A 24,552-nucleotide genomic window follows, 5' to 3' on the forward strand; every position below is an offset into this window, starting at 1 on the left:
AAGGTACTATTTTTCGTACTTTTGGAGGCGTCATGGAGCACCTGCTGGCTAGTCGTTCAGTAAGCATTACTGAACTGAAACGCAGCCCCAGTACTGTGATCGAGCTTGCCGGTTCGGAGCCCATCGCTGTTCTCAACCATAATCGCCCAGCTGCCTATCTCTTGGCCCATGCCACTTATCAGGAGTTGCTGGATCGCTTGCGAGCGGCTGAATTGCGCGAGGCAATCGCTGCAAGTCGTAACGATCCTCGTCCGGCGGTCGCAGCCGACACCGTTTTTGCTGAGATTGATGCGCTTATAGATGACATCGAAGCTGAGCAAAATCGCTTATGACGCGGTTGTTATTTTCCGCAATGGCTCGAGAGGATCTGCAACAGATCGCCCGCTTTATCGCTCGTGACAACCCTGGACGTGCTCGGACCTTCGTTGGTGAGTTGCGTGTGCGCTGTGATCAGTTGACCAGCCAACCGAATCAAGGAATTTCCCGAGAGGAGTGTGCCAGGGGGCTGAAAATGATCGCCCACGGTCGCTACCTGATTTTTTACTCACTTGTTGAGAGAGATGTTCAGATAGAGAGGGTTCTGCATAGCGCGCGAGACATCGCTCGAGTACTCGATCCCCACACCCCGGATCGCTAGCCAGATCAGGCTGAAAACCAACGCCCACAAAAAAGCCCCGGACCATCACAGTCCGGGGCTTTTTCGTTTAAATCAGTGGTGCACCAGGCGGGATTCGAACCCACGACCCCTGCCTTCGGAGGGCAGTACTCTATCCAGCTGAGCTACTGGTGCAGCGGGCGACATCATACCTAGGTCGGCTCGGGGCGTCCATGCTGGGTTTTGGGGCGTATTGTCAGTGCGCGTGTCGGGATAAATCCGCTGCATTCCTTAAAGCGGTAACGTCCTGCAAAACCCTCGCTTGGCGCTTTCGCGGGGCTGATCTATGGTTTTGCTGCGGCTGGAGCTTTTTGCTCGTTGATCTGAAAATTTCCACAAACACGCCGTTTTTGTTCTTTTTTTCGAACGCCCTATTGTCCTTTAACCCCTTTGCTCCTACGATCCGTTTGAGATTTCAAACGCTCGTTGATGGGGTGTTGAAGCGCAGGTGTTTCGAGTCGTGCACTATCTTATGCGCCTCACCCGGTCACTGATTTCCCTGACGGCAGCCTTGCGAGGCGCCTTTCTACAATCATAATTTGCTCCGCGCAGGCCGCGGTGCTGTTAAGGAAAGCCGACATGCAGCTTAAAGACACCCTGTTGTTCCGCCAGCAAGCCTTCATTGATGGCGCTTGGGTCGATGCGGACAACGGTCAGACGATCAAGGTCAATAACCCGGCCACTGGCGAAATCCTCGGCACCGTGCCGAAGATGGGCGCTGCCGAAACCCGCCGTGCCATTGAAGCCGCTGATAAAGCGCTGCCGGCCTGGCGTGCACTGACCGCCAAAGAGCGTGCCGGCAAGCTGCGTCGCTGGTTCGAATTGATGATCGAGAACCAGGACGACCTCGCTCGCCTGATGACGCTCGAACAGGGCAAGCCGCTGGCCGAAGCCAAGGGCGAAATCGTTTACGCCGCTTCGTTCATCGAGTGGTTCGCCGAAGAAGCCAAGCGCATCTACGGTGACGTGATTCCGGGCCACCAGCCGGACAAACGCCTGATCGTGATCAAGCAACCGATCGGCGTGACCGCGGCGATTACCCCGTGGAACTTCCCGGCAGCGATGATCACCCGTAAGGCCGGCCCGGCGCTGGCTGCCGGTTGCACCATGGTGCTCAAGCCTGCTTCGCAAACTCCATTCTCCGCATTCGCGTTGGCTGAACTGGCCCAGCGTGCCGGCATTCCTGCGGGCGTGTTCAGCGTTGTTTCCGGCAGCGCCGGCGACATCGGCAGCGAGCTGACCAGCAACCCGATCGTGCGCAAGCTGTCCTTCACCGGCTCGACCGAAATCGGTCGTCAACTGATGGCGGAATGCGCCAAGGACATCAAGAAAGTCTCGCTGGAACTGGGCGGCAACGCGCCGTTCATCGTGTTCGACGACGCAGATCTGGATAAGGCCGTCGAAGGCGCGATCATTTCCAAGTACCGCAACAACGGCCAGACCTGTGTCTGCGCCAACCGTCTGTACATTCAGGATTCGGTCTACGATGCGTTCGCCGAGAAGCTGAAAGTGGCAGTGGCCAAGCTGAAGATCGGCAACGGTCTGGAAGACGGCACCACCACTGGCCCGCTGATCGACGAAAAAGCCGTTGCCAAGGTGCAAGAACACATCGCTGACGCTGTCGCCAAAGGCGCCACCGTACTGGCCGGTGGCAAGCCGATGGAAGGCAACTTCTTCGAGCCGACCATCCTGACCAACGTGCCGAAAAACGCAGCCGTGGCCAAGGAAGAAACCTTCGGCCCGCTGGCGCCGCTGTTCCGTTTCAAAGACGAAGCCGAAGTGATCGCGATGTCCAACGACACCGAGTTCGGTCTGGCCTCGTACTTCTACGCTCGTGACCTGGGCCGTGTGTTCCGTGTGGCCGAAGCCCTGGAATACGGCATGGTCGGCGTCAACACCGGTCTGATCTCCAACGAAGTCGCGCCATTCGGCGGCATCAAGGCTTCGGGCCTGGGCCGTGAAGGCTCCAAGTACGGCATCGAAGATTACCTGGAAATCAAATACCTCTGCCTGGGCATCTAAGCCGAGAAAGGGATCGCTGCAAACGCAAAGGGCACGAGAGCGCTGTCCCTTTGCGTCGTTTTAAACCGGAATTTTCTCTGCGGCCGGGAACGCCGTGGCAGTCGATCATCGCATGCTGCCACCGTCGCTTCCTCCCGCTTAATCCTTGAACCACGCCGCCCGATGAGCGGCGAATGAGGACTGTAATGAGCAAGACTAACGCTGAACTGATGGCCCGCCGTACCGCTGCTGTACCCCGTGGTGTTGGCCAGATTCACCCGATCTTCGCCGAATCCGCGAAGAACGCGACCGTAACGGACGTTGAAGGTCGTGAATTCATCGACTTCGCCGGCGGTATCGCTGTGCTGAACACCGGCCATGTGCACCCGAAAATCATCGCTGCCGTGACCGAACAGCTGAACAAGCTGACCCACACCTGCTTCCAGGTGCTGGCTTACGAGCCTTACGTTGAGCTGTGCGAAAAAATCAACGCCAAGGTGCCAGGTGATTTCGCCAAGAAAACCCTGCTGGTCACCACCGGTTCCGAAGCCGTGGAAAACGCCGTGAAAATCGCCCGTGCCGCCACTGGCCGTGCCGGCGTGATCGCGTTCACTGGCGCTTACCACGGTCGCACCATGATGACCCTGGGTCTGACCGGTAAAGTCGTGCCTTACTCGGCCGGCATGGGCCTGATGCCAGGCGGCATCTTCCGCGCGCTGTACCCGAACGAACTGCACGGCGTGAGCATCGACGATTCGATCGCTTCCATCGAACGCATCTTCAAGAACGACGCCGAGCCGAAAGACATCGCTGCGATCATCATCGAGCCTGTACAGGGTGAAGGTGGTTTCTACGTCGCGCCGAAGGAGTTCATGAAGCGTCTGCGTGCCCTGTGCGACCAGCACGGCATCCTGCTGATCGCTGACGAAGTACAGACCGGCGCTGGCCGTACCGGTACGTTCTTCGCCATGGAACAGATGGGCGTTGCTGCCGACCTGACCACTTTCGCCAAATCCATCGCTGGCGGCTTCCCGCTGGCCGGTGTGTGCGGCAAGGCCGAGTACATGGACGCCATCGCTCCAGGCGGCCTGGGCGGCACCTACGCCGGTAGCCCTATCGCTTGCGCCGCGGCCCTGGCCGTGATGGAAGTGTTCGAAGAAGAACAACTGCTGGACCGCTGCAAGGCTGTTGGCGAGCGTCTGGTCACTGGCCTCAAAGCCATCCAGGCCAAGTACCCGGTGATCGGCGAAGTCCGTGCCCTGGGCGCGATGATTGCCGTCGAGTTGTTCGAAAACGGCGACAGCCACAAACCGAATGCTGCCGCTGTGGCGTCCGTTGTGGCCAAGGCTCGTGACAAGGGCCTGATCCTGCTGTCCTGCGGCACCTACGGCAACGTTCTGCGCGTACTCGTACCGCTGACCTCGCCGGACGAGCAACTGGACAAAGGTCTGGCGATCATCGAGGAGTGCTTCTCGGAGCTGTAAGGCCCGGCACCGTGTGATCGGATAGACAAAAAACCCGCTTCGGCGGGTTTTTTTCCGCCTCCTGAATCACATCCACAGGTTTAGTGCTGTATCGAATCGCCAGCATTGGCTAAGGTTCAAGCATTGCAAGGGAGAGCGCGCATGACTGCCGTTGTTTTACCCGCCGTACCCCGAGTGCTGATTGCCGAGGCCGACCCATGGTCTCGTGACCTGCTCAAACAAGTATTGCTGAACGTGCGTTGCGACGCTCGAGTGGATCTGTGTGCCGATGGCCAGCAGGCCCTGGACATGCTGCGTGACGTGCCCTATGACCTGGCCATTGTTGATTGGGAATTGCCCGGCACCGATGGGCTGAACGTGCTGCGTAGCGTGCGTCAGCGCAAACGCAATCCGCCGCTGCCGTTCATTCTGATGAGCAGCCGTACCGATAGCGCCAGCGTGCGCGAAGCCCTGCCGCTGGCGCCCACCGCCTACCTCGCCAAGCCGTTGAACATGGAGAGCCTGACCGAGCGTTTGCAGGGTTTGCTGCTCAATGCCGGTGAAGAGGTGTTCTGTGAAGTGCCGACATTGGCGCCAGGCATGACCTTGTCGGTGTTCCTTGAGCGACGCCGCGAGCTGGCTGACGGCGCGCCATTGATGACCGATGTGCAGGTGGCGGTCAAACGCAGCCTGAATCCCAACGGCCTTGATCTGAAGCTGCTGGAAGATGAGATAAAAACCGATCCGCAGATCACCGCCGTGTTGATCGCCGCCGCCAACAGTGCCGCGCAACACCATGGCACGGCGGTGCAGACGCTCGCGCAGGCGCTGCATCGGCTTGGCACTGGGCAGAGCATGAATCTGATTCTCGGTCTGGCGCTCAAGCGCAGCGCCAAGCTCAGTGATCCGTGTCTGGCGGATTACGCCGAGCGCTATTGGGGGTTGTCGCTGCACACCGCCGAGTACGCGCGCACCTTGGCGCGTCTGCTCGATCTGGATCAGGAGCGCTGCTATTGCGCAGGCATGCTGCATTGCTTGGGCGATCTCGCGCTGCTGCGCTGTTTGCAGGAGTGGAAGCAGGCGGGCGGTGAGTTGGATGAGTGGGAGGAAGTCGGCGACGCGTTAGCCGAATTCGGCGCGGCTTACGGTTCGGCGCTACGCACTCGCTGGCGGCTGCCGCTGGAGCTGCGCGAGTTGATTGCCTCGGTCTACCAGCTCGGTGGCGGAGTGTATTCCCGTGAGGCGCTGGTGATGAACATGGCGGCGCAAATGGCTCGCCTGACTGAGCATGAGGGCGTTGAGGAACTGGCGAAGAGTCGCACGGCGCGATTGCTCAAGATCGGGTTGCCGGAGTTGATGCGGATGCGTAAGTAACGTGCCTCGACAAACTCCAATCCTGTAGGAGCTGCGGCACGCTGCGATCTTTTGATCCTGTTTTTTAGAAGCAAGATCAAAAGATCGCAGCGTGCCGCAGCTCCTACATGGGTTATGTGTGGGGGGTCAGGCTGAGATGATCCGGTTCTTGCCCTGGCGCTTGGCTTCATACATCGCCGCATCCGCGCGGGCGAACAGGCTGTCGAGGCTCTCGTCCTCTACCGTGAGACTGGTCAGGCCCTGGCTCACGGTGATGCCAAAGGTCTGGCCTTCATGGCTGAAGTTCAAACGCTGAATCTGCTGTTGTAGCCGCTCGGCTACCTGCATGGCCATGTCTGGCGCGCAACCGGGAAACACCGCCGCAAACTCTTCGCCACCAATGCGCCCGAAAAGATCTCCCCGGCGTAGCGAGCCACGGCCGCACTCGGCGATCTGTTGCAACACGTTGTCGCCCTGCGGATGACCGTAACTGTCGTTGATCACTTTGAAGTCATCGATATCCAGCAGCAGAAAGGCCAGCTGCGCGCCTTGCAGGCGTGCCTGTTCGAATTCGTGATGGGCGCATTCGAAGAAGTGTCGGCGGTTGCTGCTTTGAGTCAGCACGTCGGTGGTGGCCAGGCGTTGCAGTTCGGTTTCCATCTGCTTTTTGTCGGTGATGTCCTCGGCAATGCCGACGATAATCACCGGTTGCCCGGGTTCGTCCTGACGATTGATAAAGCATTTGTCGCTGAGCCAGCGCACCTGGCCGTCGGCGGCGATGATGCGGTACTCGCGATCTTCCACGGCGCCTTGGTGCAGCACTTCGGCGAGGCTGCGTTCGGCGTAGTCCAGATCATCAGGGTAGATGCTGTCGCGCCACTGGTTGTAGTCGGCGAGCAAGAGCCCCGCTGAGCGGCCGAAAATCCGCTCATAGGCCGGGCTGACGTACAGCACCTGACGGGTTTCCCAGTTGAAGGCCCATAGCACGGCGTTGACGCTGACCAGAAGCGAGCTGAACAGTTGTTCGCGCTCACTGAGGCGGGCGACTTCGCCTTGGGCGTGCATCAGCGCCATCAAGGTTTGCGCGGCCTCGGGCCACTGCGGGAGGGATGAGTCTTTTTGGTTGTTATTGACCATCGGCACAGATCTCAGAGAGCGTGCCGTGTCGACAACAACGGCCACGCCTAAACCCGCCGGAATGGCGAAGTCTTTGAGATAGGGGATTTAGGGTGAAGTTCCGAAGGGTGCGCCCGGGAGTTCGGGCGCACCGATCAACGGTCTCAGACTGCCGCAGGACGCAGCGAGTAGGTTTTCAACTGGTCGGCAAATTCGCGCAGGGACTGGATGCCACTGGCTTCGGCCTCGTGAATCCATTCTTTGATGGCGGCGAGCATGTCGTGGCCATTTGCGCTGGTCTTGACCCAGATCTGCTGCAGGGCCAGGCGTTTTTCGTAAATTACTTTCAACGACTGGCTGTGCTCGAGCATGTTCTGGATGCGTGCGTGATGACGATCTTCCAACAGGCTGGTTTCCCGCGACAACAGGCGTTTGGCCCGGTGGAACTGGTGACGCACCGAATGATCCACCTTGGCCAGTTCCTGCTTGACCAGCGGGCCGATGACCAACTTGCGGTATTGGGCCATGATCTGGAAGCGGTTGTTGAGGATCGCCATGGCGGTGTCCATGTCCAGATTGCCCTTGCCTTCGACGCGATGGGCAATCGGCGCTACACGTTGCACCTTGGCCAGACGCAGGAAGCTGAAGACTTTGATCCACGCCCAACCGAGGTCGAACTCCCACTTCTTCACCGACAGCTTGGCCGAGTTAGGGTAGGTGTGATGGTTGTTATGCAGTTCTTCGCCGCCGATCAGGATGCCCCACGGCACCAGATTGGTCGCCGCGTCACGGCATTCGAAATTGCGGTAACCGATGGCATGGCCCAGACCATTGACCACGCCGGCAGCCCATACCGGGATCCACATCATCTGGATCGCCCAGATGGTGATGCCGATGGTGCCGAACAGCAGCAGGTCGATAACGCCCATGATCGCCACGCCCAGCAGCGGATAGCGGCTGTAGACGTTGCGCTCGATCCAGTCTTCCGGGCAATTCTTGCCGTAGATGCGCAGGGTTTCCGGGTTTTCGGCCTCGGCGCGATACAGTTCGGCGCCTTTGCGCAGAACGGTGGACAAACCCTTGACGACCGGACTGTGCGGGTCATCTTCGGTTTCGCATTTGGCATGGTGTTTACGGTGGATGGCGGTCCACTCGCGGGTGTTCTGCGCCGTGGTCAACCACAGCCAGAAGCGGAAAAAGTGTTTCAGGCCAGCATTCAGCTCCAGTGAGCGATGGGCCGAGTAACGGTGCAGATAGACCGTGACGGCGACAATTGTCACATGGGTCATCAGCAGGGTGACTGCGACCAGTGACCAGGCCGACAAGCCAAGAAAACCTTCGTACCACATAGGCTATAGGGCCCTCGATAAAGATAAAAACAGCCGTTGCATTATCACCAAGCACACAGATAAAACCAGTCGCCCTTTCAGATAAGAGTCGCTGGATGTTTCTTGACCTATAATTCCAACCTTTTTGTAGGGACATGGACGGCCGAATGTATGCCACTTATCGCGATGCCTTGCGTGCATCGCTGCTCTATCTCGTACTTGCGGCGGTCTGGCTGCAAGGTACTGGTTATTTATTAAACAGTTTCTTCGATAACTCCGTTGATCTGGCGCGATGGCAACTGATCAACGGTTATGTCTTTGCGGCGTTCAGCGCCGGGCTGATCTTCCTGGCGCGGGCGCGGTTATGCGAATTTCTCGGCATTGGTGCGCGTCTGCGTGAGCGTCACGCTGATCGCGAACGCTTGCGTCAAGCGGCTGCGGTGTTCGACTGCACCCGCGAAGGCGTGTTGGTCACTGACCGCCGGGGCCTGATCGTGCACGTCAACCGCGCGTTCATCGAGATCACCGGTTATCAGCGCGATGAAGTCCTCGGCCAGCAACCCAGTCTGTTCAAGTCAGGCCACCATCCGCCGGGTTTCTATCAGGCGATGTTCGCGACGCTGGAAAGCCAGGGCGAGTGGAGTGGCGAGATCTGGAACCGTCGCAAAAGCGGCGAAATCTATCCGCAGTGGCAAACCATCCGCGTCATCCACGATGATCAAAAGAGCCAGGTCAGTCATTACGTCGCGGTGTTTTCCGACATCAGTGCGATCAAGCATTCCGAGCACGAACTCAAGCACCTTGCCCACCACGATCCGCTGACCGACCTGCCCAATCGCCTGCTGTTCGGCGACCGCGCCGAGCAGGCACTGGCTTCGGCGCAGACCCATAAGCGTGGCTGTGCGCTGCTGTTGCTCGATCTGGATCACTTCAAGATGATCAACGATAGCCTCGGGCATAACGTCGGCGACCGCTTGCTCAAAGCTGTGGCGGCGCGTTTGCAGGTGCTGTTCGGCACCGGCATCACGCTGGCGCGACTCGGCGGCGACGAGTTCGCGGTGCTGGCGGAAAGTTGTCCACAGCCCGGTCAGGCAGCGGCGCTGGGCCAGCGCATTCTCGACGCGCTCAAGGAGTCGTTTTGCATCGACGGCCACGAACTGTTCATCAATGCCAGCATCGGCATCAGCCTGTTTCCCAGTGATGCGTTGAGTGCCGATCAACTGTTGCGTAATGCCGATGCGGCATTGTTCAAGGCCAAGGGCAGCGGGCGTAACGGTTACGCGCTATACACCGAAGAACTCACCGCCCATGCCCAACAGCGGGTTGAGATTGCCTTCGAATTGCGCCGAGCGCTGGAGCAGCAGGAACTGCGGGTTTTCTACCAACCGGTGCATGACCTCAACACCGGTCGCCTGATCGGTGTTGAAGCGTTGGTGCGCTGGCAGCATCCACAGCGCGGTCTGGTGTCGCCGGCGGAATTCATTCCAATTGCCGAACGCACCGGGTTGATCGCCGAAATCGACGCTTGGGTGATGCAGCAGGCGTGTCGGCAGATGTGCCAATGGCAGCAGGCCGGGGTGGTACTGGCGTTTGTCGCGGTGAATGTGTCGTCGCGGCTTTTCGCCCGGCGCGAGCTGTATCAGCAGGTGGCACAGGTGCTGCGCGATACCGGGCTGGATCCGGCGTATCTCGAACTGGAAGTGACCGAAAGCGCGGTGATGGACGATCCGGAAGTGGCGCTTGAGCAGATGCATCGCTTGCGCGAATTGGGCATTCGTCTGGCCATCGATGATTTCGGCACGGGGTATTCGTCGTTGCTGCGACTCAAGCGCTTGCCAGTGCAGAAGCTCAAGATCGATCAGGGTTTCGTCGCCGGATTGCCTTGGGACGAGGATGACGCTGCAATTGTCCGGGTGATCATCGCGCTGGCCAAGAGCATGGGCATGCAGGTGCATGCCGAGGGGATCGAGCAGGCTGAGCAGGCGGCATTTTTGTTGGGACAGGAATGCGATTTGGGGCAGGGCTACTGGTTTGGGCGGCCGGTGTCGGCGTTGGATATAGATTGGGCACGCGCCCCGGTGATTGGCTGAACCCCTCTGTGGCTGAAGGAAATTATTGTGGCGAGGGGATTTATCCCCGATGGGTCGCGCAGCGATCCCAAAAAATGGGACTGCTGCGCAGTCCATCGGGGATAAATCCCCTCACCACTAGGTTTCATGCAGGTTTCAAACGCGATGAACACCGTGCAGACCCTTGCCCTCTCTCATAATGTTTTCTAGTTATATAAACATTCTTAAATAGTCTTTTTAAGAATATCTATGCCTCTCTTATATTGCTCCCACGCCGAACGCAGTGCCGCCCACTGCCAGGCAAATCCCATTCAAAGGAGCAGCACCATGAGCGCATCCCTTCGCAGCGTTGACGGTCAGGACGAAGCCACCATCTTGCGTGAAATCCAGAGTGCCCTGCGCGATCTGCGGTTCGGCGCGGTGGAGATCACTGTGCACAACGCTCAAGTCGTCCAGATCGAACGCAAAGAGAAATTCCGTTTGCAGCAGCCGGGCAACAAGCCGAGCTAAAAAGATCGTCCGATCGCGGCCCGAGCCTTCGGCAGCTCCTACAGGGGGCTGTGTGCACGAGCTGGCGAAGGCGGCGATCTTTCAGCGGGACCCGATTCCAGCAGTACATAAGAAAAAGCCACCACCCAGAATTCCAGGAGCTTTCACCATGTCGTCGATTCGCCGTTACGCTTTGGCCGCCCTGGCCAGCGCTGTGTTTGCCGGTTCCGCGGTTGCCAAGGATTACGAGCTGCTCAACGTGTCGTATGACCCGACGCGCGAGCTGTATCAGGACTACAACGCCGAATTCATCAAGTTCTGGCAGAAGGACCATGCCGGCGACACCGTGAAAATCCAGCAGTCCCATGGCGGCTCGGGCAAGCAGGGCCGTGCGGTGATCGATGGCCTGCGTGCCGACGTGGTGACCCTGGCCCTGGCCGGTGACATCGACGAAATCGCCAAACTCGGCAAGACCCTGCCGGCCGACTGGCAGAAGCGTCTGCCGGAAGCGAGCACGCCGTACACCTCGACCATTGTGTTCCTGGTGCGCAAGGGCAACCCGAAAGGCATCAAGGATTGGGGCGATCTGGTCAAGAACGACGTCTCGGTGATCACGCCGAACCCGAAAACCTCCGGCGGTGCGCGCTGGAACTTCCTCGCCGCTTGGGCCTACGGCCTGAAAGCCAACGGCGGCAGCGAAGAAAAAGCCAAAGAGTACGTGCAGACGCTGTTCAAGCACGTGCCGATTCTCGACACCGGCGCTCGCGGCTCGACCATCACCTTCGTCAACAACGGTCAGGGTGACGTGTTGCTGGCTTGGGAGAACGAAGCATTCCTGGCGCTGAAAGAAGATGGCGGCGCGGACAAGTTCGACATCGTCGTGCCTTCACTGTCGATCCTCGCCGAACCACCGGTGGCCGTGGTCGACAAGAACGCAGCGAAGAAGGGTAACGAGCAGATCGCCGAAGCCTATCTAAAGCATCTCTACAGCCCGGCCGGTCAGGAAATCGCGGCGAAGAATTTCTACCGTCCGCGTGACAAGGACGTGGCCGCCAAATACGCCCAGCAGTTCCCGAAACTGGAACTGGTGACCATCGACAAGGACTTCGGCGGCTGGAAAACCGCGCAACCGAAATTCTTCAATGACGGTGGCGTGTTCGACCAGATCTATCAGGCGCAGTAAGTTTTCATAGCCATAAACAAGCCCCGGATTTACCTTCGGGGCTTCGCGCGTTTTTTAACCAGGGACTTTTATGTCGCGTCGTATCTCCCCCGTCATACCCGGCTTCGGGCTGACGCTGGGTTACACCTTGGTGTACCTCAGCCTGATTGTGCTAATCCCGCTGGCGGCGATGTTCATTCACGCCTCGCAGCTCACCTGGGATCAGTTCTGGACGATCATCTCTGCGCCGCGCGTACTGGCTGCACTGAAGCTGAGCTTCGGCACCGCGCTGTGTGCCGCGATCATCAACGGCATCATCGGCACACTGTTGGCCTGGGTGCTGGTGCGCTACACCTTCCCGGGGCGCAAGGTCATCGACGCGATGATCGATCTGCCGTTCGCCCTGCCGACGGCAGTGGCCGGTATCGCGCTGACCGCGCTGTACGCGCCGGCCGGCCTGGTCGGCCAGTTTGCCGCCGACCTCGGCTTCAAGATCGCCTACACCCCGTTGGGTATCACCCTCGCACTGACCTTCGTGACCCTGCCGTTCGTGGTACGCACGGTGCAACCGGTGCTGGCCGATATCCCCCGTGAAGTCGAAGAAGCCGCCGCCTGCCTCGGTGCCAAACCGTGGCAAGTGTTCCGCCACATTCTGGTGCCGGCGCTGCTGCCCGCGTGGCTGACCGGTTTTGCCCTGGCGTTTGCTCGTGGTGTTGGCGAGTACGGTTCGGTGATTTTCATCGCCGGCAACATGCCGATGAAAACCGAGATTCTGCCGCTGCTGATCATGGTCAAACTTGACCAATATGATTACACCGGCGCCACTGCCATCGGCGTGTTGATGCTGGTGGTTTCCTTCGTCCTGTTGCTGCTGATCAACTTGCTGCAGCGGCGCATCGAAACCCCATAAGGAGGCGCGAACATGTCCCAATCGTCTATTGCGGCCGCTTCCTCGGCCAACGCTGCGCGCCGCGGCAGTGCCACGTCGCGGCGCATTCTGATCGGTCTCGGCTGGCTGATCTTTTTCCTGTTTTTGCTGCTGCCGCTGTTCATCGTGGTGTCGCAGGGCTTGAAGAACGGTCTCGGCGCGTTCTTTACCGCGATCTTTGAACCGGATGCTCTTTCGGCACTGAAGCTCACCGTGTTCGCCGTGCTGATTTCGGTGCCGCTGAACCTGGTGTTCGGCGTCAGCGCCGCGTGGTGCGTGAGCAAATACTCGTTCCGCGGCAAGAGCATGCTGGTGACGCTGATCGACTTGCCGTTTTCGGTGTCGCCGGTGATCGCAGGTCTGGTCTACGTGCTGATGTTCGGCGCTCAGGGTCTGTTCGGGCCGTGGTTGCAGGATCACGACATTCAGATCGTCTTTGCGCTGCCGGGCATCGTGCTGGCGACGATTTTCGTCACCGTGCCGTTCGTGGCCCGTGAACTGATCCCGCTGATGCAGGAGCAAGGCACTCAGGAAGAGGAAGCCGCGCGTCTGCTCGGCGCCAATGGCTGGCAGATGTTCTGGTACGTCACCGTCCCCAACATCAAGTGGGGCCTGATCTATGGCGTGGTGCTGTGTACCGCGCGGGCCATGGGTGAGTTCGGTGCGGTGTCGGTGGTTTCCGGGCACATTCGCGGGGTGACCAACACCTTGCCGCTGCACGTCGAGATCCTCTACAACGAATACAACCACGTGGCCGCGTTCGCCGTGGCGAGCCTGTTGCTGATCCTGGCGCTCTTTATCCTGCTGGCCAAGCAGTGGAGCGAAAACCGTATCAACCGCCTGCGCGCCAGCGCCGCGGAGGAATAATTCATGTCGATCGAAGTGCGTAACGTCAGCAAGAATTTCAATGCGTTCAAGGCGCTGGACAACATCAGCCTGGACATCCACAGCGGTGAGCTGGTCGCGCTGCTCGGCCCGTCGGGCTGCGGCAAAACCACCTTGCTGCGCATTATTGCCGGTCTGGAAACCCCGGATCAGGGCAACATCGTGTTTCACGGTGAAGACGTGTCCGGCCACGACGTGCGGGATCGCAACGTCGGCTTCGTGTTCCAGCACTACGCCTTGTTCCGGCACATGACGGTGTTTGACAACGTCGCGTTCGGCCTGCGCATGAAACCGAAAAACCAGCGCCCGACTGAAAGCCAGATCGCAACCAAGGTTCATGAACTGCTGAACATGGTGCAACTGGACTGGCTGTCGGATCGTTACCCGGAGCAACTGTCCGGTGGTCAGCGTCAGCGGATCGCGCTGGCTCGTGCCTTGGCGGTGGAGCCGAAAGTGCTGTTGCTCGACGAACCCTTCGGCGCCCTCGACGCCAAGGTGCGTAAAGAACTGCGCCGCTGGCTCGCGCGGCTGCACGAAGACATCAACCTGACCTCGGTTTTCGTGACCCACGACCAGGAAGAAGCGATGGAAGTTGCCGACCGTATCGTGGTGATGAACAAAGGTGTGATCGAGCAGATCGGCTCACCGGGCGACGTCTACGAAAACCCGGCCAGTGATTTCGTTTATCACTTCCTCGGTGATTCGAACCGTCTGCACCTGGGCGATGACAAACACGTGCTGTTCCGTCCGCATGAAGTGTCGCTGTCGCGGCATGAGCTGGAGGATCACCATGCCGCCGAAGTCCGCGATATCCGGCCGCTGGGCGCGACCACGCGGGTGACGTTGAAGGTGGAAGGGCAGACTGATTTGATCGAGGCCGAAGTGGTGAAGGATCACGACAGCCTGACGGGCCTGGCCAAGGGTGAGACCCTGTTCTTCAAGCCAAAGGTCTGGCAGAAAGTCGCCAGCATTTAAGATCAAAAGCTTCGCGAGCAGGCTCGCTCCCACATTTGGAATGCATTTCCGTGTGGGAGCGAGCCTGCTCGCGAAAGCTATCTAGACAGCGGCCCGATTCGGATTGACCCGCACCGCCCCCGCCCGAGACTCGATCTGCTCTTTCAACTGCTGGCGCATCCCGAGCAGGAACGCCAACTCGGCCACAACAAACAGCGGCCCGACAATCAGCCCGCTCACATCATCGACAAACGCCGGTTTGCGCCCTTCATAGTGGTGCCCGACAAACTGAATCACCCAGCCAATCACAAACATTGCCAGACCACTGCTCAGCCAGACCATGGTGCTCTGCTGCGCCAGAACATGCCCGGCCCACACCGAAAGCCCCATCAGCACTGTCATCAGCACACCGAGCTTCACTTCCAGGCGCAGGTAAAACCACGCCGAAGCGAGCGCCACGATCACGGCCGGTGAAATCCACAACCCGCCCAACGACCATTCCGGACGCGACAGCAAAACCGCCACCGCCACCACAATCAGCGGAATGCCGATAAAGTGGCTGGCAATGTTGCGCGGGTCACGGTGGTAGGCGGCGTATTGACTCAAGTGATCGACGAGGCTTTTCATTGTTGTTCCTCCTGTAGGGTGATTGCAGCATGCCCCGGGTTGAGCGTTCGTTCTGTCAGGCAGCCGACAATCAGGAGTTTTCATGGATATGCGTTCACGGCTGCTGACCGGGCAGTGGTTCAGTCATTTGCCTGCGTCCTTTCAGGATAGTCTGCTGGCGGCGGCCCGGGAGCGGCGGCTGACGGCGGGGCAGCGCCTGTTTCAGCGTGGCGATCCACCGTGCGGTTTGTACGCCGTGCTCGATGGCGCCGTGCGTATCAGCGCGGTGAGTGAGCAGGGCAAGGAAGCGTTGTTGAGTCTGGTGGAGGCGCCGCACTGGTTCGGCGAAATTTGTCTGTTCGACGGTCAGCCACGCACCCATGACGCCTTTGCCGTCGGGCCGTGCACGTTGCTGAATATTCCGCAGAATACAATGCTGAAATTGCTCGACGAGCAACCGGTGTACTGGCGGCACCTGGCGCTGTTGATGAGCCATAAGCTGCGCCTGACGTTTATCAATCTCGAACAGTTGAGTCTGCTGCCAGCGCCGGCGCGGCTGGCGCATCGCTTGCTGATGATCGCCGAGGGCTATGGCGAGATTGATGCGCCCCGTCGGGTGCTGCAACTGCCGCAGGAGCAGTTGGCGTCGATGCTGTCGCTGTCACGGCAAACCACCAATCAGATTCTCAAGGAGTTGCAGGGGCAGGGGATTATTGGCTTGGCTTACGGTGAGATCGAAATTCTTGATGCGGTGCGATTACGTGCGCTGGCCACAATCTAATAATTCACATCGATCAATGTAGGAGTGAGCCTTTGTGGTGAGGGGATTTATCCCCGATGGGTGGCGCAGCCGCCCCCAAACCTGCAATGAAAAGTTCGGCGACTGCTACGCAGTCGGTCGGGGATAAATCCCCTCACCACAGAGCTCACTCTTACACGGACAAGGTGTGTGGCTCAGGAACCGCGATAGGTCGAGAAGCCATATGGGCTCAGCAGCAACGGGATGTGATAGTGCTGATCCGTCTGTTTCACTTCGAAAATCACCGGAATCTCCGGAAAGAACGTTTCGTGTTGGGTCTTTTTGAAGTATTCACCGGTCTTGAACACCACCCGGTATTCACCTGCTTCGAACGGCTGTTTGGCCGGGAACAGTTCGGCGATGCGCCCTTGTTCGTTGGTGGTGCCTTCGGCCAACGGCTGCCAGTTCTGGCCGACGTGTTTTTCCAGCGTCACGTTGACGCCCGGCGAAGGCAGGCCATTTTCCAGGTTGAGCACGTGGACGCTCAGCGGGTTGCCGGCGGCCAGGGCCAGGCTTGAGAAAGCACTCAGGCCGAGTGCGGCGAAGGTCATGCGCAGGGTCGTCATGATGAAACTCCTTATTGGGAACGGGTGATGGACAGGCCGGCCTTGTCGGCGGCGCGGGTGGCACAGGTTTCGTCTTGCTCGCCGCCACCGGAACCGGCCACGCCCATGGCGCCGACCAATTCATTGCCAGCGAACAGCGGAATGCCGCCGCCAAGCAGCAGCAATTCGTCGAGGGTGTTGAGGTTGGCGGTTTCCGGGTTGCTGCGAGCGCGCTCGGCGAACAAGCGGGTTGGGGTTTTCGTCGACAGCGCCGTGTAGGCCTTGCGCTGGCTGGCAGCGGTGTTGTGCGGGCCGACACCGTCGCCACGCATCGTCACCAGCAAGTTGCCGCCACGGTCGAGCACCGACACCGTGCCAGTGCAATTGCCCATTGCGCTATCGGCCAGCAGGCGTGCGGTTTTCAGGTCGAGATCAGCGTGGCGCGGCAGTTCAGGGGCGGCGAAAACGCCGGCGCTGAGGCCGATGGCCAAGCTGGCAACAAGGTATTTGACGGTCATGAGCAGGCTCCGAAAGCGAAGGTCGCCACCTTAGCCGCCGGACTTCGTCAGAACCTCGTCAGTCGGATTACAAGTTTGTAATGGGCAACGCCGCCGAAGGCGCCTAGCCTGTGTGCCTGATCAATCGAGGTGTGCCATGCGTTTGCTGGTCGTAGAAGATGAAGCCAAAACCGCCAATTTCCTTGCCAAAGGGCTGGGCGAGTCCGGATTCGCCGTGGATGTGGCGCTCAATGGCCTCGACGGGCGCTATTTCATCGAGCAGCAGGAATACGACCTGATCATCCTCGACGTGATGTTGCCGGGCCTCAACGGCTGGCAATTGCTGCAACTGATCCGCCAGCGCGGCGCCACGCCGGTGCTGTTCCTGACCGCCAAGGACGCCATCGAAGACCGCGTGCGCGGCCTCGAACTGGGCGCCGACGATTACTTGCTCAAACCCTTCGCCTTCGCCGAATTGCTCGCGCGCGTGCGCACATTGCTGCGGCGCGGGCCGATGCGAGAGGCCGAGTCGTACAGCATCGCCGATCTGGAAATCGACGTGCTGCGCCGCCGGGTCAGTCGTGGCGGCCAGCGCATTTCCTTGACCAACAAGGAATTCGCGCTGCTGCATTTGCTCGCCAGTCGTCAGGGCGAAGTGTTGTCGCGCACGCTGATTGCCTCGCAAGTGTGGAACCTGAATTTCGACAGCGACACCAACATGGTCGAAGTCGCGGTGCGTCGTTTGCGCTCCAAGGTTGACGATCCGTACATGCCGAAACTTATCCACACCGTGCGCGGCGTCGGTTATCAACTGGAAGCGCCTGACGATGCGCTCTAGGTCGATCGCCTGGCGCCTGGCGCTGGCGTTCGCCGTCGTCTGCGCCTTGGTACTGAGCGCGATCGGCGTGTTCCTTTACCGCTCGCTCGCTGCGGAAATCGCATGGCGCGACGATCTGGCCTTGCTCGGTCGACTGGAGCAGGTACGCGCCTTGCTCGCCGACAGCGACAGCCTCGACGCCTTGCAGGCGCGGCCACGGCTGTACCAGAACATGCTGGGCAATCTCGACAGCCTGTTGCTGGTGCGACGCGCCGACGGCTCCAGCGTGATCAGCATCAACCCGCGCCAGCGCGAATTACCGGCGCTCAACGCCATCCCTCGCGATCAAGCGCCGCAGCGCCGTGACGTGCTGACCTGGCAGGCGCCGGACGGTGCAGAGGTGGCCTTGTTGTCCGGCGAAGCCCAAGGGCCGAGCGGCGAGTCGCTGACCGTGATCGCCGGCAAGGTGTTGAGCGAACGCGAGCAGATGCTCGCCAGTTATCGCATGCGGCTGTACCTGGCGATCGGGCTCGGCGCGCTGCTCGCTTTTGCGTTGGGGTTGCTGTTGCTGCGCCGTGGTCTGCAACCGTTGCGCCAGTTAAGCGAAGCGGTGCGCGGCATCGATCTGCGCAGTCTCGATCAGCGTTTGCCCGCCACTAATACACCCGCCGAATTGCTCGAACCGGTGCAAGCCTTGAACGGCATGCTGGCGCGTCTGGAGGACAGCGTGCAGCGCCTGTCGCAGTTCTCTGCCGACCTCGCTCACGAGATCCGCACGCCGCTGCACACCTTGCTCGCCAGCAACGGCCAGGCACTCAATCACCCGCGCAGCACGGCGGAATATCAGGAAGTGCTGGCGTCGAACATGGAAGAGTTCGAGCGACTCAAGCGCATGGCGGAAAATCTGATGTTCCTCGCCCGCGCCGAACAGGCCGAGCGTGCGCTCGACCTGCGCAGCCTGGATCTGCAGGAAGTGGGTGGCGAACTCTGTGATTACTTCGAAGCGCTGGCCGACGACCGCGACCTGCGTCTGCAAAACCAGTTGCACGGCGAGCTCCGCGCCGACCAGCAACTGCTGCAACGTGCCCTCGGCAATCTGCTCGCCAACGCGGTGCGGCATGCCGATCCAGGCACCTCGATCTGCCTGCGTCGCTGCGATGAGCCGGGCGTTTGCTGGTTGCAGGTACACAACCACGGCCCGGCCATTGCCGCCGAGCATCTGGGCAAACTGTTCGACCGCTTCTACCGCGTCGACCCGGCCCGCGCCGAGCCGGGTGATTCGGGCGGATTAGGGCTGGCGATTGTGCAATCGATCATGCAACTGCATGGCGGGCAGGTGCGGGTGAGCAGTGATGCGGCGGGCACTGTTTTTGAGCTGGGGTTTGTGGTGAGCCAGTGATTACTTCTTGATCACTCGGAATTAGGCTAACCTTGTTCAATGAGTGCATCAAATACGATGCAAAGTTAATTAAATAATTCTATTTGCATCGTAAGTAATGCAGGAAATGGCAATGGAACAGCTTGGTGAATTGATTAGAGCCCTGCGCAAGGCGAACAACATGTCTCAACAGGCGTTGGCTCAGCAATACGGTATGAGTCGCGCGACGATCTCGGGAATCGAAAACAACACGGTCTCCGAAATCGGATTGCGCAAAGTAGAAGCGATCCTGAACGGGTTCGGCTATGAGTTGATGGCGGTTCCGCGTCAGTCCCGGCGCCCGACACTCGATACGCTGCAAAAGGTAAATTTCCATGACTGAGTCGACGGATCGATTGAACGTCTGTGTCGGCGGGCAAGCGGCAGGCACTCTGGGGCGCGGGCAAGCGCGAGTTGATAGCGTGTTCAGTTACCGCGAAGAAACCAGTGCCGAAAACGCCGTGTCACTGACAATGCCGTCCCGGCTGGAAAGTTATGGTTGGGAGCATGGCATCCATCCGGTTTTCGAGATGAATCTGCCGGAAGGTGCGCTACGTGATGAACTGGTTCGGCGCTTCAGTAAAGCGGTTCGCGGATTCGATGATTTTGCATTGCTGGCCATTGTCGGCCCCTATCAGCTCGGTCGGTTATCCATTGCCAGCGCATCGACGACGGATCGCCCACCCGAAACGTCGCTGGCTGATCTGCTGGTGCACGATGGTGCGCAAGACCTGTTCGAGGATTTGTTGCAAACCTATGGTCATTATTCCGGAGTATCAGGTGTGCAGCCCAAAGTGCTGGTACGTGACAGTGCGGCCGCCATTGATCGCCTGACTCATCGAGGGTCTACCCACTTGGTCAAAGCTTTTCGTGCCGATGAATATCCGCAGTTGGCAACCAACGAATACTTTTGCATGCGTGCCGCGCAACACAGCGGGCTTGAAGTGCCGAAGTTCGAGCTCAGCGAGCATGGCAAGTTTCTGGTTATCGAGCGCTTTGACTTGAGCGCTACGGGCTACCTCGGTTTTGAAGACTTCTGCGTGCTCAACGGCTGGCCGTCGAAAGCCAAATACGACGGCTCTTACGAAGGTGCGGCCCGGCAGATCAAAGCGTTTGTTTCACCTGCATTGCTCAATCAGGCACTGGAAGCGTTTTTCAAAATTGTAGCTTTGTCTGCAGGGCTGAAAAATGGCGACGCGCATCTGAAAAATTTCGGTGTGTTGTACGAAAATTGTGGCGAGGAGTCTGCAGTCAGGCTTGCGCCGGCTTACGACATCATCACCACCTCGGTTTACATTAATAATGACAGTATGGCGTTGCTGTTAGGCGGCTCGAAAGCTTGGCCAAAGCACAAAATGCTGATGCGATTTGGTCGTACGGCCTGCAATTTGACTGAGGCTCGTTGCAATGAATTACTGCAGCAAGTTGCTGACGGCATGCGAGTGGCAATGGATGAAATGTCTGAGTACAGCGTCACTCATCCTGCATTCGCCAATGTGGGTACTGCAATGGTCGAACAATGGTCATCCGGTATGGAGCGCAGCCTGATTAAAGGCTGACGTTCAGCGCAACTGATCGCGAAACTGCCCCGGCGTCATCCCCGTCCAGCGCTTGAACGCGCGGCTGAAGCTGCTGGTGTCGGCAAAGCCCAGCAAATAGCTCACCTCACTCAACGAACACTGCGGATCGCGCAGGTGCAGCAGCGCGAGGTTCTCGCGGCTCTCGTTGAGCAGCGTATCGAAACGACAACCTTCATCGGCCAGATGCCGTTGCAGGCTGCGCAGGCTCAGGTGCAAGGCCTGGGCTATGCGTTCGGCGCTGGGCTCACCTTCGGGCAGTTGTTCTTCGATGGCGTCGCGCACCTTGCGCTCCCAGGTCAGCGGTTTGAGCTGTGCCCTGGTGCGTTCGAGCACAGCCTCATTGTGTTCGGCCAGTTCCGGGTTGGCGTCGTCGAGGTGGCTGTCGAAGTCCTCGATGGCGAATTCCAGGCGATCTTCGCTGGAGGCGAAATGCACCGGTGCACGAAAGACTTTGTGCCACTGATGCGCATCGACAGGTTCTGTGCGGCGCAGGTATACCGCCAGCGGCGCGTAATCACGGCCGAGGCGATTGCGGCAGGTGCGCACGTAGATCGCGGCAAAGGCATCGATCGCTTCGAAGGCTGGCGCAGGATTGCCTGACGGTATCTTCAGACGGAACAGATAGCGGTCGTCGCTGCGACTCAGATCCAGTTCCAGCGCATCGCTGACCACCGGGTGATAACGCACGATGCGCTCGAACACCTCACGCAAACTGCCGCTGGCCACCAGCGCATAACCGAGCGCGTGGAACGTAGTCGGGCTGACGAATCGTGACACGCGCAAACCGATTGCCGGATCGCCGCTGACCTGCACGGCAATCTCCCACAGGCGCGTGGTGCCGGACAGCGGATAGCGGGCGTTGGGATCGTCCATCAGCTGTGGATCAAGCCCGGCCTTTTGGCACAGGTCAATACTGTCCAGCCCCAGCGCATCGAGTTGCTTGCGCAAGGCACGGGTCCAACTGGCGAGGGAGGTCGGTTCCTTCATGCTGATTGGCGCTTCCGGTCAACAGGTTGGCGTTCTCGGCTACCGCATTTCGCACCCATGCAAGGCAGGATGCGAACATCAATACCCAGAGGATGGAAGCATGGACGGTACTTCTGCAAGTCCCCCACGACACAATGCTGCCCAGCGATCAGCGCATATTCGCGAAGTGGTGCTGGCCAAGGGCATCGAACTGCGTGAGCGTTACCCGATTCTCAAGCATCAGGATGCGCTAGGCGCGGGGATTCTGGCCTTCGCGTTGGCCGGGATGATCGGTTCGGCAGCGCTGTACATCACTGGCCACATGGCTTGGTGGGTATGCCTGCTGCTCAACGCGTTTTTCGCGTCGTTGACCCATGAACTTGAGCACGACCTGATTCACAGCATGTATTTCCGCAAACAGCGCGTGCCGCACAACCTGATGATGGGCCTGGTCTGGCTGGCGCGGCCGAGTACGATCAACCCGTGGATTCGCCGTCATCTGCACCTTAATCACCACAAGGTCTCCGGCACTGAAGCCGACATGGAAGAGCGCGCGATCACCAACGGCGAACCATGGGGCTTTGCGCGTCTGCTGATGGTCGGCGACAACATGATGTCGGCCTTCATCCGTTTGCTGCGGGCGCCAACCTGGGCGCACAAGTGGAGCATTCTCAAGCGGGTGTTCAAGGTCTACGCGCCGCTGGCGCTGGTGCATTGGGGCGCGTGGTATGTGTTTTTGGGCTTTCATGCGGCCAATGGCATCGCCTATCTGCTGGGTTCGCCGATCGAATGGTCGGCGACCACGCTGGCGGTGATGCAGGTGATCGATATCTCCACCGTGGTGATCATCGGCCCGAACGTGTTTCGCACGTTTTGCCTGCACTTCATCAGTTCGAACATGCATTACTACGGGGATGTCGAGCCGGGCAATGTGCTGCAGCAATGTCAGGTATTGAACCCGTGGTGGCTGTGGCCGTTGCAGGCGTTCTGCTTCAACTTTGGCAGCAGTCACGGAATTCATCATTTTGTGGTGAAGGAGCCGTTTTACATCCGCCAGATGACCGTGCCGGTGGCGCACAGGGTGATGCGGGAGATGGGGGTTCGATTTAATGATTTCGGGACGTTCGGGCGGGCGAACCGGTTTGTTCGACGGGATGAGGTTACGAATGAAGGGGTACGTACAGTCCGGGCTTGATGGGTGATTTTCAACGTCCTCTTCGCGAGCAGGCTCGCTCCCACATTGGATCGGGTTAACAAATCCACATGTGGGAGTGAGCCTGCTCGCGAATGCAATCTGTCAGGCAACATCTAATCCGGCTGAAACGGCGAAGCACTCAAAATCACCCCGGTTTCTTCCACATACTGCTGCCAATGCCCGATCAACGTGCTGAGCTTGTCAGGCTGCTTCAGCGCCAGATCATGAATCTCCCCCGGATCACTGGCCAGATCATAAAGCTGCCACGTCGCCGGCCCCACCGGCCCCGGGATCCAAACCGCTTTCCACGACCCTTGGCGAATCGCCCGGCGCCCGAACAATTCCCACCCTGTCACCGTGTGCTCGTCATGCACCTGCGCCGTTTCGCCGGACAAAAAGCCCAGCCACGATTTACCGCGCAACGGCGCGACCGGTTTGCCGCGCCAGTGTTTGCCCGGATGACGCACGCCAGCCAGATCAAGAATGGTCGGGGTGATGTCCATCACCGTGCCGAAGCCATGGCTGATCTGCCCCTTCAAAGGCAATTGCGGATAGTGCAGCAGCGCCGGGACGCGAATCCCACCCTCAGTGGTGAATGCCTTGAACAACCGCGACGGCGCGGTGGCGACTTGCGCCCAGCTCGGCCCGTACCAGACGTAGGAATTGGCCCGGCCAATGTTGTCGAGGCTGTTGTCGTAATGCTGATTCAGATACGTCATCAACTCCGGGCCGAATTTCGGAAACGCTTCAAGCAGCGCGCCTTCGGCACCGTTGTCGGACATGAACAGGATGAACGTGTTGTCGAGTTGCCCTTGCTGGCGCAGGTAATCGACGACTCGGCCGATGTTCCAGTCCATGCGCTCAACCATCGCCGCGTAGACCTCCATTGCCCGCGCGGAAATCTGCTTTTGCTCGACGCTTAGGGCGTCCCACTGCGCGGTCAACTCGATCAGTGGATGCGGCTCGACGTCTGGCTCGATCAGCCCCAGTGCCTTGAGTTTTTCCAGGCGTTCGAGGCGCAAGACTTCCGGGCCGGCGTCGTAGCGGCCGCGGTATTTCTCGACAATGTCGGCTGGCGCCTGCAACGGCCAGTGCGGTGCGGAAAACGGCAAGTAAGCGAAGAACGGGCGGGTCTGATCGCGCTCCTTGAGGTATTGCAGCAACTTGTCCCCGAAGGCATCGGACGAGTAGAAATCCTTGGGCAGTTCGTCGACGAACGTGTCTTCCTCGATGTACAGCGCCGGGGTGGACTTCAGCAGGCCGGGCGTGTGTTCATCGTAGGTCGGCTCGAAACCGTAATGGTTGGCCGCGCCCGGCAACAGCGAGAACGAACGCTCGAAACCGCGTGCATGTGGCGCCAGTTCAGCGGTCAGGCCCAGGTGCCATTTGCCGCTCATCAATGTCTGATAACCAGCCTCCCGGAGCAGTTCGGGCAGCGCGACGACGCGGTCGTTGAGGTAGCCCTCATAACCCGGTTTGCCGATCAGGTCCGGCGTCAGTGCTTCGGCCATGGTGCCAATGCCGGCGATGTGGTGATCGGTGCCTGTCAGCAGCATCGAACGGGTCGGCGAGCAGGTTGGCGCGGTGTGGAAATCGGTCAGGCGCAGGCCGTTGTTGGCCAGGGCATCAAGGTGCGGCGTGGCGATTTCACCGCCGAACGCACCGAGGTCGGAGAAGCCGAGATCATCGGCCAGAATCACCAGAAAATTGGGACGTTGCGGCATCGA

At 59.5% G+C, this 24,552-nt stretch carries 24 protein-coding genes and 1 tRNA gene; 17 read left to right on the forward strand and 8 right to left on the reverse strand.

Annotated elements, in window-relative coordinates; all coding sequences use genetic code 11:
- The first annotated feature begins 32 nt into the window (after positions 1 to 32).
- Complete coding sequence (locus ACA043_RS00860) at positions 33 to 332, forward strand: type II toxin-antitoxin system Phd/YefM family antitoxin (protein WP_187680290.1); 300 nt, start codon at positions 33 to 35, stop codon at positions 330 to 332.
- A gap of 20 nt (positions 333 to 352) precedes the next feature.
- Complete coding sequence (locus ACA043_RS00865; RefSeq protein WP_401264846.1) at positions 353 to 637, forward strand: type II toxin-antitoxin system RelE/ParE family toxin; 285 nt, start codon at positions 353 to 355, stop codon at positions 635 to 637.
- Positions 638 to 713: 76 nt separating this feature from the next.
- Here the strand turns inward: ACA043_RS00865 and ACA043_RS00870 are convergent.
- Positions 714 to 790, reverse strand: a tRNA-Arg gene (locus ACA043_RS00870).
- 444 nt (positions 791 to 1,234) lie between these two features.
- Here ACA043_RS00870 and gabD point away from each other — a divergent pair.
- The 3 genes from gabD to ACA043_RS00885 all read left to right on the forward strand — a co-directional run bounded on the left by gabD (position 1,235) and on the right by ACA043_RS00885 (position 5,493).
- Entirely contained in the window at positions 1,235 to 2,677 is a 1,443-nt protein-coding gene (gene gabD, locus ACA043_RS00875) for an NADP-dependent succinate-semialdehyde dehydrogenase (protein WP_401264704.1), read from the forward strand.
- Between the two features lie 185 nt (positions 2,678 to 2,862).
- Entirely contained in the window at positions 2,863 to 4,140 is a 1,278-nt protein-coding gene (gene gabT / locus ACA043_RS00880) for a 4-aminobutyrate--2-oxoglutarate transaminase (protein ID WP_007917687.1), read from the forward strand.
- A gap of 141 nt (positions 4,141 to 4,281) precedes the next feature.
- A complete protein-coding gene (locus tag ACA043_RS00885; protein ID WP_489879619.1) occupies positions 4,282 to 5,493 on the forward strand; it encodes an HDOD domain-containing protein in 1,212 nt (403 codons plus the stop codon).
- A gap of 126 nt (positions 5,494 to 5,619) precedes the next feature.
- Here the strand turns inward: ACA043_RS00885 and ACA043_RS00890 are convergent, their stop codons facing one another.
- Both ACA043_RS00890 and desA read right to left on the reverse strand, forming a co-directional pair.
- Complete coding sequence (locus tag ACA043_RS00890; protein WP_401264711.1) at positions 5,620 to 6,609, reverse strand: GGDEF domain-containing protein; 990 nt, start codon at positions 6,607 to 6,609, stop codon at positions 5,620 to 5,622.
- A 143-nt stretch (positions 6,610 to 6,752) separates the two neighbouring features.
- Positions 6,753 to 7,937: a delta-9 fatty acid desaturase DesA gene (gene desA / locus ACA043_RS00895; protein WP_401264713.1), complete on the reverse strand. Its 1,185-nt coding sequence runs from the start codon at positions 7,935 to 7,937 to the stop codon at positions 6,753 to 6,755.
- A 146-nt stretch (positions 7,938 to 8,083) separates the two neighbouring features.
- Between desA and dibA the strand changes: the two genes are divergently transcribed.
- The 6 genes from dibA (at position 8,084) to ACA043_RS00925 (ending at position 14,424) form a co-directional block, all read left to right on the forward strand.
- Positions 8,084 to 10,006 carry a phosphodiesterase DibA gene (gene dibA, locus ACA043_RS00900; protein WP_497658442.1) on the forward strand — a complete coding sequence of 641 codons (1,923 nt, stop codon included), beginning with the start codon at positions 8,084 to 8,086 and terminating at the stop codon, positions 10,004 to 10,006.
- Positions 10,007 to 10,312: 306 nt separating this feature from the next.
- Positions 10,313 to 10,495, forward strand: a complete 183-nt coding sequence (oscA, locus tag ACA043_RS00905; RefSeq protein ID WP_022643503.1) for a sulfur starvation response protein OscA — start codon at positions 10,313 to 10,315, stop codon at positions 10,493 to 10,495.
- A gap of 148 nt (positions 10,496 to 10,643) precedes the next feature.
- Positions 10,644 to 11,657 carry a sulfate ABC transporter substrate-binding protein gene (locus ACA043_RS00910; RefSeq protein WP_401264719.1) on the forward strand — a complete coding sequence of 338 codons (1,014 nt, stop codon included), beginning with the start codon at positions 10,644 to 10,646 and terminating at the stop codon, positions 11,655 to 11,657.
- A 70-nt stretch (positions 11,658 to 11,727) separates the two neighbouring features.
- Positions 11,728 to 12,546, forward strand: a complete 819-nt coding sequence (cysT, locus tag ACA043_RS00915; protein WP_095191636.1) for a sulfate ABC transporter permease subunit CysT — start codon at positions 11,728 to 11,730, stop codon at positions 12,544 to 12,546.
- Between the two features lie 12 nt (positions 12,547 to 12,558).
- Positions 12,559 to 13,431 carry a sulfate ABC transporter permease subunit CysW gene (gene cysW, locus ACA043_RS00920; protein WP_305440789.1) on the forward strand — a complete coding sequence of 291 codons (873 nt, stop codon included), beginning with the start codon at positions 12,559 to 12,561 and terminating at the stop codon, positions 13,429 to 13,431.
- Between the two features lie 3 nt (positions 13,432 to 13,434).
- Complete coding sequence (locus ACA043_RS00925) at positions 13,435 to 14,424, forward strand: sulfate/molybdate ABC transporter ATP-binding protein (RefSeq protein WP_497658443.1); 990 nt, start codon at positions 13,435 to 13,437, stop codon at positions 14,422 to 14,424.
- An 81-nt stretch (positions 14,425 to 14,505) separates the two neighbouring features.
- Here ACA043_RS00925 and ACA043_RS00930 read toward each other — a convergent pair whose 3' ends face one another.
- The gene (locus tag ACA043_RS00930) at positions 14,506 to 15,030 is read right to left on the reverse strand and encodes an Mpo1 family 2-hydroxy fatty acid dioxygenase (RefSeq protein WP_497615908.1); all 525 of its coding nucleotides are present in this window, start codon (positions 15,028 to 15,030) and stop codon (positions 14,506 to 14,508) included.
- Between the two features lie 82 nt (positions 15,031 to 15,112).
- Here ACA043_RS00930 and ACA043_RS00935 point away from each other — a divergent pair, with 82 nt between their 5' ends.
- A complete protein-coding gene (locus ACA043_RS00935) occupies positions 15,113 to 15,790 on the forward strand; it encodes a Crp/Fnr family transcriptional regulator (RefSeq protein WP_187681339.1) in 678 nt (225 codons plus the stop codon).
- A 173-nt stretch (positions 15,791 to 15,963) separates the two neighbouring features.
- Here ACA043_RS00935 and uraH read toward each other — a convergent pair whose 3' ends face one another.
- Together uraH and ACA043_RS00945 are read right to left on the reverse strand one after the other, a co-directional pair.
- Positions 15,964 to 16,374: a hydroxyisourate hydrolase gene (uraH, locus tag ACA043_RS00940; protein WP_401264726.1), complete on the reverse strand. Its 411-nt coding sequence runs from the start codon at positions 16,372 to 16,374 to the stop codon at positions 15,964 to 15,966.
- 11 nt (positions 16,375 to 16,385) lie between these two features.
- Positions 16,386 to 16,871 carry a GlcG/HbpS family heme-binding protein gene (locus ACA043_RS00945; protein WP_497658444.1) on the reverse strand — a complete coding sequence of 162 codons (486 nt, stop codon included), beginning with the start codon at positions 16,869 to 16,871 and terminating at the stop codon, positions 16,386 to 16,388.
- Between the two features lie 136 nt (positions 16,872 to 17,007).
- Between ACA043_RS00945 and ACA043_RS00950 the strand changes: the two genes are divergently transcribed.
- From ACA043_RS00950 to ACA043_RS00965, 4 genes are all read left to right on the forward strand, one after another.
- Positions 17,008 to 17,688 carry a heavy metal response regulator transcription factor gene (locus tag ACA043_RS00950; protein ID WP_095191643.1) on the forward strand — a complete coding sequence of 227 codons (681 nt, stop codon included), beginning with the start codon at positions 17,008 to 17,010 and terminating at the stop codon, positions 17,686 to 17,688.
- Complete coding sequence (locus tag ACA043_RS00955) at positions 17,678 to 19,066, forward strand: heavy metal sensor histidine kinase (RefSeq protein ID WP_497658445.1); 1,389 nt, start codon at positions 17,678 to 17,680, stop codon at positions 19,064 to 19,066. Before ACA043_RS00950 ends, ACA043_RS00955 begins: the two co-directional genes overlap by 11 nt.
- 112 nt (positions 19,067 to 19,178) lie before the next feature.
- Positions 19,179 to 19,427 (forward strand): helix-turn-helix domain-containing protein, encoded by a 249-nt coding sequence (locus tag ACA043_RS00960; RefSeq protein ID WP_187679347.1) that lies wholly within the window; start codon positions 19,179 to 19,181, stop codon positions 19,425 to 19,427.
- Positions 19,420 to 20,643 carry a type II toxin-antitoxin system HipA family toxin gene (locus tag ACA043_RS00965; RefSeq protein WP_489879625.1) on the forward strand — a complete coding sequence of 408 codons (1,224 nt, stop codon included), beginning with the start codon at positions 19,420 to 19,422 and terminating at the stop codon, positions 20,641 to 20,643. Before ACA043_RS00960 ends, ACA043_RS00965 begins: the two co-directional genes overlap by 8 nt.
- A gap of 3 nt (positions 20,644 to 20,646) precedes the next feature.
- On the opposite strand, the gene ACA043_RS00970 is transcribed toward ACA043_RS00965, so the two are convergent.
- Positions 20,647 to 21,651, reverse strand: a complete 1,005-nt coding sequence (locus ACA043_RS00970; RefSeq protein WP_497658446.1) for an AraC family transcriptional regulator — start codon at positions 21,649 to 21,651, stop codon at positions 20,647 to 20,649.
- A 100-nt stretch (positions 21,652 to 21,751) separates the two neighbouring features.
- Between ACA043_RS00970 and ACA043_RS00975 the strand changes: the two genes are divergently transcribed.
- On the forward strand, positions 21,752 to 22,825 hold the full coding sequence (locus ACA043_RS00975) for a fatty acid desaturase (protein WP_497658447.1): 1,074 nt from the start codon (positions 21,752 to 21,754) through the stop codon (positions 22,823 to 22,825).
- Between the two features lie 113 nt (positions 22,826 to 22,938).
- Here the strand turns inward: ACA043_RS00975 and ACA043_RS00980 are convergent, their stop codons facing one another.
- On the reverse strand, positions 22,939 to 24,549 hold the full coding sequence (locus ACA043_RS00980) for an arylsulfatase (protein ID WP_497658448.1): 1,611 nt from the start codon (positions 24,547 to 24,549) through the stop codon (positions 22,939 to 22,941).
- Between the last annotated feature and the right edge of the window lie 3 nt (positions 24,550 to 24,552).

The organism is Pseudomonas sp. LBUM1648 (assembly GCF_059716145.1).

What these genes read in the sequence shown, in the direction of transcription:
- ACA043_RS00860 (WP_187680290.1), top strand. Translation starts at nt 33, where the DNA reads ATGGAGCACCTGCTGGCTAGTCGTTCAGTAAGCATTACTGAACTGAAA.
- ACA043_RS00865 (WP_401264846.1), top strand. Translation starts at nt 353, where the DNA reads ATGGCTCGAGAGGATCTGCAACAGATCGCCCGCTTTATCGCTCGTGAC.
- gabD (WP_401264704.1), top strand. Translation starts at nt 1,235, where the DNA reads ATGCAGCTTAAAGACACCCTGTTGTTCCGCCAGCAAGCCTTCATTGAT.
- gabT (WP_007917687.1), top strand. Translation starts at nt 2,863, where the DNA reads ATGAGCAAGACTAACGCTGAACTGATGGCCCGCCGTACCGCTGCTGTA.
- ACA043_RS00885 (WP_489879619.1), top strand. Translation starts at nt 4,282, where the DNA reads ATGACTGCCGTTGTTTTACCCGCCGTACCCCGAGTGCTGATTGCCGAG.
- ACA043_RS00890 (WP_401264711.1), bottom strand. Translation starts at nt 6,609, where the DNA reads ATGGTCAATAACAACCAAAAAGACTCATCCCTCCCGCAGTGGCCCGAG.
- desA (WP_401264713.1), bottom strand. Translation starts at nt 7,937, where the DNA reads ATGTGGTACGAAGGTTTTCTTGGCTTGTCGGCCTGGTCACTGGTCGCA.
- dibA (WP_497658442.1), top strand. Translation starts at nt 8,084, where the DNA reads ATGTATGCCACTTATCGCGATGCCTTGCGTGCATCGCTGCTCTATCTC.
- oscA (WP_022643503.1), top strand. Translation starts at nt 10,313, where the DNA reads ATGAGCGCATCCCTTCGCAGCGTTGACGGTCAGGACGAAGCCACCATC.
- ACA043_RS00910 (WP_401264719.1), top strand. Translation starts at nt 10,644, where the DNA reads ATGTCGTCGATTCGCCGTTACGCTTTGGCCGCCCTGGCCAGCGCTGTG.
- cysT (WP_095191636.1), top strand. Translation starts at nt 11,728, where the DNA reads ATGTCGCGTCGTATCTCCCCCGTCATACCCGGCTTCGGGCTGACGCTG.
- cysW (WP_305440789.1), top strand. Translation starts at nt 12,559, where the DNA reads ATGTCCCAATCGTCTATTGCGGCCGCTTCCTCGGCCAACGCTGCGCGC.
- ACA043_RS00925 (WP_497658443.1), top strand. Translation starts at nt 13,435, where the DNA reads ATGTCGATCGAAGTGCGTAACGTCAGCAAGAATTTCAATGCGTTCAAG.
- ACA043_RS00930 (WP_497615908.1), bottom strand. Translation starts at nt 15,030, where the DNA reads ATGAAAAGCCTCGTCGATCACTTGAGTCAATACGCCGCCTACCACCGT.
- ACA043_RS00935 (WP_187681339.1), top strand. Translation starts at nt 15,113, where the DNA reads ATGGATATGCGTTCACGGCTGCTGACCGGGCAGTGGTTCAGTCATTTG.
- uraH (WP_401264726.1), bottom strand. Translation starts at nt 16,374, where the DNA reads ATGACGACCCTGCGCATGACCTTCGCCGCACTCGGCCTGAGTGCTTTC.
- ACA043_RS00945 (WP_497658444.1), bottom strand. Translation starts at nt 16,871, where the DNA reads ATGACCGTCAAATACCTTGTTGCCAGCTTGGCCATCGGCCTCAGCGCC.
- ACA043_RS00950 (WP_095191643.1), top strand. Translation starts at nt 17,008, where the DNA reads ATGCGTTTGCTGGTCGTAGAAGATGAAGCCAAAACCGCCAATTTCCTT.
- ACA043_RS00955 (WP_497658445.1), top strand. Translation starts at nt 17,678, where the DNA reads ATGCGCTCTAGGTCGATCGCCTGGCGCCTGGCGCTGGCGTTCGCCGTC.
- ACA043_RS00960 (WP_187679347.1), top strand. Translation starts at nt 19,179, where the DNA reads ATGGAACAGCTTGGTGAATTGATTAGAGCCCTGCGCAAGGCGAACAAC.
- ACA043_RS00965 (WP_489879625.1), top strand. Translation starts at nt 19,420, where the DNA reads ATGACTGAGTCGACGGATCGATTGAACGTCTGTGTCGGCGGGCAAGCG.
- ACA043_RS00970 (WP_497658446.1), bottom strand. Translation starts at nt 21,651, where the DNA reads ATGAAGGAACCGACCTCCCTCGCCAGTTGGACCCGTGCCTTGCGCAAG.
- ACA043_RS00975 (WP_497658447.1), top strand. Translation starts at nt 21,752, where the DNA reads ATGGACGGTACTTCTGCAAGTCCCCCACGACACAATGCTGCCCAGCGA.
- ACA043_RS00980 (WP_497658448.1), bottom strand. Translation starts at nt 24,549, where the DNA reads ATGCCGCAACGTCCCAATTTTCTGGTGATTCTGGCCGATGATCTCGGC.